Consider the following 9,111-nt stretch of genomic DNA (forward strand, 5'->3'; position numbering starts at 1 on the left):
AATCCGCTGTCTTTTTCCGGGCCTTGTCTGGCAAAAGCTGACGTAAACGGAGACGGCAAGGAAGACCTGTTTGTAGGCGGAGGTAATGGGCAGGCGGGCGTACTATTTTTGCAAGAGGCCAATGGGAAACTTAGTAAGAAACAAAGCTTCGATACTGTGGGTGAAGACGCGGATGCCCTGTTTTTCGATGCTAATCGCGACGGCTTTCCCGATTTATACCTGGCTAGCGGCGGATACGGTGACCTGATGCCGGAAGATCCACGTTTGCAGGACCGACTGTATCTAAACGACGGCAAGGGAAATTTCACGAAAGCGACGGGAGCTTTACCGAGCCTTCCGGTCAGTAAAAGCTGCGTACGGGCGGCCGACCTCAACGGCGATGGAGCTTTGGATTTATTCGTAGGTGGTCGGGTGATTCCCGGTCGATACCCTGAAACGCCGCCAAGTTTCCTGCTCATCAACGATGGTAAGGGACATTTTAGCGATCAGACCGCAAAGCTGGCTCCGGCACTGGCTCGCCTGGGTATGGTGAGCGATGCCGCTTGGCTGGATTTAAATCAGGACCAGAAACCGGATTTGATTTTGGTAGGTGAGTGGATGCCCATCACGGCCTTCGTGAGCAGTGGCAGCACCTGGACGGATCAGACGAGTACCTACTTCCCGAAAGCCTACCGGGGTTGGTGGAATAAACTACTGGTAGAAGACCTCAACGGCGATGGCCGGATGGATCTACTCGTTGGGAATCAGGGACTCAATACGCAATGCAAAGTTTCCGACCGCGAACCCGCGGAACTGGTCTACAAGGATTTTGACGACAACGGATCCGTCGATCCGATCCTTAGTTTTTACATCCAGGGCAAAAGCTATCCCTACGTAACCCGCGATGAATTGCTCGACCAGATCAGTATGATGCGAACACGTTTCCCGGATTATAAAAGCTACGCCGAAACCACGCTTACGGATATTTTCACGCCGGAAGAATTAGAGGGAAGCACGAAACTAGCAGCGAATACGCTGCAAACCACTTTGTTCGTACGTACCGCTAAAGGTGGTTTTCAGGAGCAGGCCTTACCCATTCAGGCTCAAATGGCTCCCGTATTCACGATTACTAGTCTGGACTTTGACCAGGATGGCAAAAAGGATTTGCTGCTTTGCGGTAATGTGACTAAAGCCCGTCTGCGTTTTGGCAACTGCGATGCCAATTACGGCGTCTTGCTAAAAGGCAACGGAAAGGGACAGTTCCAGTACGTTCCGCAGCAACAATCAGGCTTTGCCTTACGGGGGGATGTACGAAGTGTACTCCCCTGGGGTAACGAATTACTCATTGGAATCAATCAAAAAGGCTTACAAGCGTACCAACGGCGATGAAATACTGGTTTATACTTTGCTTGCTGGTGGACTGGTCCTGTACGAAAAAAAAGGAAGCGGAACTAGCCCCGGCCCAGATTACCCACGTTATCGAGGAGATGACGGAGACTATGATTCACGATGTGACGAATCCACCGCTGGCGGCTCGATTTTTCTCGTATGCCTGCCTGTCGGGATACGAGGTACTGGCTCAGCATGATTCGTCGATGCGTAGTATGCACGGCGTTTTGAACGGCTTCCCCGTCATTGAGAAACCCAGCGAGATCCCGGAGCATTCCGTATCCCTGACGGCCTTGCTGGCCATGATGGAGACGGCTCAGAAAATGCAGCCTTCGGGAAAGCGACTGGCTCAGTACGAAACCCATTTCCTGGATTCCTGCCGGACGGCTGGTTATTCGGACGAAGTACTAAACGGGTCGAAGGCCTACGCTCAGGCTATTAGTAAACAAATCCTGGCCTATGCTAAAGCCGATCGGTACAACCGGATTAGCAATTATCCCCGGTATCAGACCCGCACGGGCGACGGCTTCTGGTATCCCACACCGCCGGGTTATTTCGCTCCGGTTGAGCCTTACTTTGCGACCGTTCGTTCGTTTACGCTGGATACCTGTTCGCAGTTCAAACCTGCTCCACCTACGCCGTATTCGACCAATCCAACGTCGGCGTTTTATCGGATGATGCAGATCAATTATGATGATAAACTACCGGAAGAACACAAGCAGATCGCGGCTTTCTGGGATTGTAATCCCTTTGCTTTGGAAGACAACGGCCATTTGATGGTAGGTATGAAGAAAATATCGCCGGGGGCTCACTGGCTGGGAATTACGGGTATCGCCTGTGAGAAGGCCCAGGTGAGTTTTGCTCAGGCGTTAAAGATTCATACCGTCGTGGCGATTACGCTGACGGACGGATTCATCTGTTGCTGGGATGAAAAGTACCGCAGCAACCGGATTCGCCCCGAAACGGCCATTCGTCAGTTGATCGATCCCCAGTGGAAACCCTTCCTGCAAACGCCCCCTTTTCCCGAATACCTAAGTGGTCACTCGACGATTTCTTCGGCGGCGGCCGTGGTCCTAACCCATTATTTTGGTGATCACTTTGCCTACACCGATACCGTGGAAGAACCCTTTGGTTTGAAAGCCCGCTCGTATCAATCCTTTCAGCAGGCTGCTGATGAAGCGGGTCTGTCCCGCCTGTACGGGGGCATTCATTTCATGGATGCCATTACGGAAGGCCGGCAGCAGGGATTGAAAGTAGGTGCCTGGGTTATTCAAAGAGTCGAAGGAAAACGCGGACTAGTCGCAAGTAATTAGCCCTTTCACCCGAATTGCGTAAGTTAGTCCGTTATACGAAACTAATACACCTATCATCCGGCATCGTCCGTTATTACTTTTTTCTCACTCCATCTCATGCGTTATTCATCGCTTCAACCCCTAGCCCTAGGCTTACTGTTGACAGCCGGAGGTTTTTATGGTTGTAAAACCAGTCAGAAACCAGCCCAGACCACCCAGGCCGCGGCTCCCGCTAATACCTCTGCCTCTGCACCGGTCGGTGTCGAAAAGCCTAAGCCTCGCATTCTGGTTTTTTCCAAAACGGCGGCTTTTTATCACACCTCCATTCCAAGTGGTATTGCCGCCCTGCAAAAGTTAGGGCAGGAGAACGGCTTCGAAGTCGATACGACGAAAAATGCCACGCTGTTTACGGAAGACAACCTGAAAAAATACCAGGCCGTCATCTTCCTAAGCACCACGGGTAATGTACTCGATCCCGATCAGCAGGTCGCCTTTGAACGTTACATTCAGGCGGGCGGCGGTTACGTAGGCATCCACGCCGCTACGGATACCGAGTACAACTGGCCCTGGTACAACAAGCTGGCCGGAGCGTACTTTGCCAGCCACCCGCGTCAACAAAATGCGGGCATTGATGTGCTGGATAAAAAGCACCCTTCGACGAGCTTCCTGCCGGATCGCTGGGAGCGTTACGATGAGTTATACAACTTCAAGAATATCAATCCAGACGTGAAGGTTCTCATGAACCTGGATGAGGATAGTTACGAAGGCGGTACCAATGGCAGCAATCACCCCTTCGCCTGGTACCATGACTACGACGGTGGACGGGCATTCTATACGGCAGGTGGCCATACCAACGAAAGCTTCAGCGAACCGCTGTTTCTGAAACATTTGCTCGGCGGCATTCAGTACGCCATGGGCGACGGGAAGCTGGACTTCGCCAAAGCGTATTCCGTCAAAACACCCGAAGAAAATCGCTTCGTCAAAACGGTACTTTCCAACGATTTGAACGAACCCATGGAGCTGGCCGTAGCTCCCGATGGCCGCGTATTTTTTGTGGAACGGGCGGGTAAGTTTTACCAATACGATCCAAAAACGCAGCAAACCCGTCTGGTCTACGACTTCCCAGTGAAGGCGGTGGAAAAGTATCTGAATGGTCTGCTGGGGATGACGATTGATCCCAACTTCAAGCAAAATCATTACCTGTATTTCTTCTATACGATTCAGGAGGGTGAACAAACCAAGCAACGCATTGCCCGTTTTGTGATGGGGGATGATGGTGTGCTGGATGTGGCTTCCGAGAAACCCATTATCGAATTCCCGATTGATCTGGAAGTAAGTGCCCACACGGGTGGTTCGATGGCCTGGGATGCAAAAGGAAACCTATTCATTTCAACGGGTGACAATACCGTACCTTTTGAGTCCAGCGGTTTTGCTCCCATCGATCAACGACCCAACCGCCTGACCTTTGATGCGGAACGCTCGGCTGGTAACCCGAATGATTTACGCGGGAAAATTCTTCGCATTCACGTAGAAGCTGATGGTTCGTACACGATTCCCGAGGGCAACCTCTTTGCGAAAGGTACGCCCGGTACGCGTCCGGAAATTTACGTGATGGGTTGCCGTAACCCGTACCGTATCTCCGTTGATCCGCTGACGGGTTACGTATACTGGGGTGAAATCGGTCCCGATTCCGGCGTAGATGGCCCGCAGGGCCCTCGCGGCTACGATGAGTTTAATCAGGCTAAGAAGCCCGGTAACTTTGGCTGGCCGTATTTCGTAGGTGATAACAAACCCTATAAGGAGTATAACTTCGAAACGAAGGCCGTTGGCAAGGAATTCGACGTCAATGGACCGACCAACAATTCGCCGTACAATACGGGAGCGAAAACCTTACCTCCGGCTCAGAAAGCCATGATCTGGTATCCGTACAACCGTTCAGCGGAATTTCCTGAACTCGGCGAAAGTGGACGTTGTGCAATGGGTGGACCGGTTTACCATTTCGATCCCAATCTGGCTTCGGACGTAAAATTGCCGGCCTATTACGACAAGGCCGTTTTCTTCTACGATTGGATGCGGAACTGGGTATTTGCGGTTCGTCTGGACGAAAATTATAACTACAAACGCCTGGAAGCATTCATGCCAACGCGGGGAGATTTCCGCCGTCCGGTAGATATGGAAATAGGTCCCGAAGGAGCGATCTATATGCTGGAATACGGTTCCGTGTACGGAATCGATAACGAAGATGCCCGTCTGGTGAAAATTGAGTACAACGCCGGTAACCGGGCTCCGGTTGCTAAGATTACGGCCAGAGATACGATTGGACTGGCTCCGTTGAAAGTGGCCTTTAGTAGTGCGAAAAGCTACGATTTCGACGAGGAAGATAAGCTTACCTACGAATGGCAATTTGAAGGTAAATCAGTAGCCTCGCGGGAAGCCAATCCGACGCACATTTTCGAGAAAGATGGCATCTACCAAACCGTTCTGAAAGTAACCGATCCAACGGGTCTGAGCAGTTACGATACGCTGGAAGTAAAGGTAGGAAATACCTTGCCGCAGGTAGCCATTGCTACGCCGGGTGGAAACAGCAGCTTCTTCTTCCCCACGCAAACGCCCCTTAAGTATGAGGTAAACGTAAAGGACAACGAAGACAAGGTTATTGACAAGAAGAAGGTGAAAGTATCGCTCAACTACATTCCGAAAGTAGCCGGTGGTAACGAATCTCAAATGGGTCACCAGCAGATTACGGGTACGTTTAACCTGGGTAAATCACTCATGGAAGGAAGCGACTGTAAAGCTTGTCACCAGATCAATAAAAAGTCAGTAGGCCCGGCTTTCATGGAAGTTTCCAAGCGGTACCGGGGTGATAAAGGTGCCCTGACCCGACTGGCCAACAAAGTCATCACGGGTGGCGGTGGCGTCTGGGGCGAGCATGCTATGAACGCCCACCCGCAGCTGGCCCGCGAAGAAGCTACGGAAATTGTGAAGTACGTACTCTCGTTGTCGAATCAGCAACCCGATGTGCGTTTACCGGAAAAGGGTACAGCAACGTTGAAAGAACACGTAGGCAAGCCTCAGGAAGGTCGCTATATTCTGACGGCTTCGTATACCGACAAAGGAGGCACCATCAAGCCGCTGACGTCGAGCGAAACGCTGGTACTGCGGCCGAGCCGGGTAGATGCGACCAGCGTGGATAGGGTCAGCAACATCAACCGTCAGGGTAAGCGACTGGGCTCGATCCATAACCGCTCGTACTTCGTGTTGAGGAATATCGATCTAACGGGAATCAAGCAACTGACGTACCGGTATGCGTCCAAGGACAAGGATGCCATGATCGAGGTACACGTGGATTCGCCGAAAGGACAGGTGATCAGTACGCTCAATTACAAGGCTACGGGGAACTGGAACACCTTCCAGGAAATCGTAAGCCCCATCCTGAATCCGGGCGGTAAACACGATCTGTACTTTGTATTCGTCAAGAAAGATAAACCCAACGACAATCTGTTCTCGCTGGATTGGGTGGAGTTTGGCAAATAAAGACGTAGCCAAGGGATGAAACCCTGGTTATCAATCAATCGAGCCTATGGTTCCGGGTAGGAATCATAGGCTCGATTGATTTACGGGGTGCATGGTCCCTGCGTACGCTTTAGGACTGGAGCACTTTTTCCTTCTCGGATGCAGTACGTTTCGGCTGATAGATATTACCAATCACCCGTTCAATCCACCGCATCGGTACCACTTTTGGTAACCAGGCACCCACCCGGTTAACGAAACCCGGAATCACTTCGGCCTTTCCCGCCAACAAAGCCTGAACCGCAAGCTCCGCCACTGCCTGAGGCGTCATATGGACTTTTGTCGCCGTTTTTTTAAGCGATTCACCCATCCGGGCCCGGTCCACAAAGCCCGTATCCGTGCTGCCTGGACTAAGCATCGTAACCTGTACCGAAGAGTCTCGCAGTTCATGGCGTAAGCCTCGGGTGAAGGAAAGAATGAACGCTTTGGAGGCAGCGTATACCGTTAAGTACGGGACCGTCTGGTAAGCCGTAGTACTACAGACATTCAGCAGATACGCTTTCGGTTGTTTTTTCAGAAGCGGTAAGAACGCATGGGTAATTTCCAGTACCGCCCGAATGTTAACATTCACAATATCCAGCTGCTCCTGAATCGGTAACTCTTCGAAGCTTCCGTTGAGGCCAAAGCCCGCATTGTTTACCAGGATTTCCAGGTTAGGCCCCACTTGTTGTTGCCAGACGCGAAGCACCCGCAGACAACCGGGGAGGGCCAAATCCAGCGTTAATACGTGGATGTGTACCCCATACGTCTTTCGTAACGCCTCAGCGGTTCGGTACAGTTTTTCTTCCTGCTGATCTACCAGTAGTAAATCATAGTGCCGCTGAGCCAGTTGCTCGGCGATGGCTCGCCCAATCCCCTGAGCGGCTCCGGTAATCAATGCGTAGGGCATAGTTTCTTTGCCTAAGAATGTCGAAGAGAAAGCAGTCCTCGGGTGGCGAGGACTGTTGAGATTAACTCAGAAAACGAGCGAGGCCGGGTTGCCAGTTTTTCCACAAGGATCCACCCGGAAACGTGGGTTTGGGAAACTTCAGACTTCCCAGCGTATGGTAAAAAGGCGTAGGACTTTCGGCGTGTTTGGGACTGTAGGCTCCGGTAATGATGGGAATGTACATCACACGGCGGCGACTCCGCTCTCCGATGAAGGGCGATTGTTGAACGCGGTGCCAGAGCCGGCCGTCGTGGATGGTTAAATCACCGGCTTCAATGTCGAAGCCGACTTCTTTGGGATCGGGTTGGTTATCGATGAAGTATTTTTTGCGAAACAGGAGCTTCCATATACTTTGTTCGTGCGTACCGGCCAGTACCCGCAAGCCTCCGTTGGATTGGGGGCAGTCGTCGAGGTGCAAGCCTACGTTCAGCATCGGCTGAATGCGGGTCCCCAGAAACAAATCACGCGGGCTGTCGGTATGCCAGCCCAGTTGTTTGAACTGACTCGTGGGCGTATTGACGTAGTGGTTGACGACTAGACCGTCTTTCTCATGTTCACCGATACGACCCTCGTAGGGTCCCAGTAATTCCAGCAGAAGCTGCAGGCGGGGGTCTTTTAAAAAATCACGCAGGGTCTGGCTGTAATGGGAAGTAAAGGCCAGCCGTTGAATCATCCGTTCGCCGCGTTCGTTTTCACCGAGCTTCAGCGGTATCCCATTGACCTTTTCTGTCTGGGTTTTCAGCAAATGCTGCTCGACGCGGTTGACTTCCCGAATGAATTCCTGAACGGTGGACCGATCAATGAACTGCTTGAACTGAATGATTCCGTATTGTTGAAAATAGCGACGCTGCTCGTCGGTAAGGGCATTATTGAAAACGAATGTCTGGTGCATGAGTCCTTGCTTTTGTGTGGAGTAAGAGGCAATACTTCCCTGACTCCTCCGGGGCGAAAGAGTGGGTGTGAAGACTAGAAAGCAGGCTTACTTACAACACAAAGAGGAGCGGAGGCGGAGGTTAATGAAAACCAGTTCGTAGTTCGCTAACATAATGGGGCCTTTATTGAATTACTAGGTCAAAGGAAAAGCAAGAATCACATAAAGTCAATAGTATACTTGATCTATTTATTTAGTAGAGTAATAAAAAATGTTTAAGAAGCTGATTTCCAGGGAATCATGTCCTTGGATTTTTTTCAACAGGCTTAAAGCTTTAGGTTATTGTATAGAAAAGTGCTTCCAGAATAATAATTTGTCTTCAAAAGTTTTCGTAAAACGATTAGATCAGTTGCTGAAGCAGGGACCTACTTAGAGCCTTCAGCCTCATTACTTTTAAAAGGCATAGTTCTCCCTTCATTTTTGGTAAAACTCCATTTTTAATAGGGTTTGCTCGATCTATAGGAGCTTTAATGCTGATTATGATCCTTTTCCGCTTTCTTCTATGAAAAACTGAGTTGAAACCGCCAACTTGCTACTTTTCTTGATAACGATAACCTTTTAAACATTTCAGTAATGATACGCTCTTGTCTGCTTGGTCTGATGGGCCTGTCGATGCTTACGGCAACGGCCCAGGAAGTGACCAAGGTAGCCGAACCCGTAGAGTGGGTGAATACGCTCATGGGCACCCAGTCCAAATACAGCCTGTCCACCGGAAATACGTATCCCGCCATTGCTTTGCCCTGGGGGATGAATTTCTGGATGCCCCAAACTGGCAAAATGGGCGATGGCTGGGCTTATACCTACGACTCGGATAAAATTCGCGGCTTCAAGCAAACGCACCAGCCGAGTCCCTGGATCAATGATTACGGTCAGTTTGCCATCATGCCTACGACGGGCAAACTGCGTTTCGATCAGGACGAGCGGGCAAGCTGGTTCTCACACAAGTCAGAGGTTGCCAAGCCCTATTACTATAAAGTCTACCTGGCCGATCACGACGTAACAACGGAAATTGCTCCCACCGA

General features: G+C 50.9%; 5 protein-coding genes and 1 pseudogene. 4 read left to right on the forward strand and 2 right to left on the reverse strand.

The window, feature by feature from the left end; translation table 11 throughout:
* The 3 genes from ACOJTG_RS14430 to ACOJTG_RS14440 all read left to right on the forward strand — a co-directional run.
* Nucleotides 1-1,368 (forward strand): FG-GAP repeat domain-containing protein (locus tag ACOJTG_RS14430; protein ID WP_420154471.1); only part of this gene is annotated, 1,368 nt, incomplete at its 5' end.
* Nucleotides 1,365-2,681, forward strand: a complete 1,317-nt coding sequence (locus tag ACOJTG_RS14435) for a vanadium-dependent haloperoxidase (RefSeq protein WP_420154472.1) — start codon at nucleotides 1,365-1,367, stop codon at nucleotides 2,679-2,681. The genes ACOJTG_RS14430 and ACOJTG_RS14435, both read left to right, overlap by 4 nt.
* 96 nt (nucleotides 2,682-2,777) lie before the next feature.
* Nucleotides 2,778-6,194, forward strand: coding sequence for a ThuA domain-containing protein (locus ACOJTG_RS14440; protein WP_420154473.1), 3,417 nt, complete (start codon nucleotides 2,778-2,780; stop codon nucleotides 6,192-6,194).
* Between the two features lie 109 nt (nucleotides 6,195-6,303).
* On the opposite strand, the gene ACOJTG_RS14445 is transcribed toward ACOJTG_RS14440, so the two are convergent.
* Together ACOJTG_RS14445 and ACOJTG_RS14450 are read right to left on the reverse strand one after the other, a co-directional pair.
* Nucleotides 6,304-7,119: an SDR family NAD(P)-dependent oxidoreductase gene (locus ACOJTG_RS14445; RefSeq protein ID WP_420154474.1), complete on the reverse strand. Its 816-nt coding sequence runs from the start codon at nucleotides 7,117-7,119 to the stop codon at nucleotides 6,304-6,306.
* A 61-nt stretch (nucleotides 7,120-7,180) separates the two neighbouring features.
* On the reverse strand, nucleotides 7,181-8,050 hold the full coding sequence (locus ACOJTG_RS14450) for a phytanoyl-CoA dioxygenase family protein (RefSeq protein WP_420154475.1): 870 nt from the start codon (nucleotides 8,048-8,050) through the stop codon (nucleotides 7,181-7,183).
* Nucleotides 8,051-8,701: 651 nt separating this feature from the next.
* Between ACOJTG_RS14450 and ACOJTG_RS14455 the strand changes: the two are divergent.
* Nucleotides 8,702-9,111: pseudogene (locus ACOJTG_RS14455) on the forward strand (glycoside hydrolase family 92 protein); the annotation flags it as partial.

The organism is Siphonobacter sp. (genome assembly GCF_048595215.1).
Lineage (GTDB): Bacteria > Bacteroidota > Bacteroidia > Cytophagales > Spirosomataceae > Siphonobacter.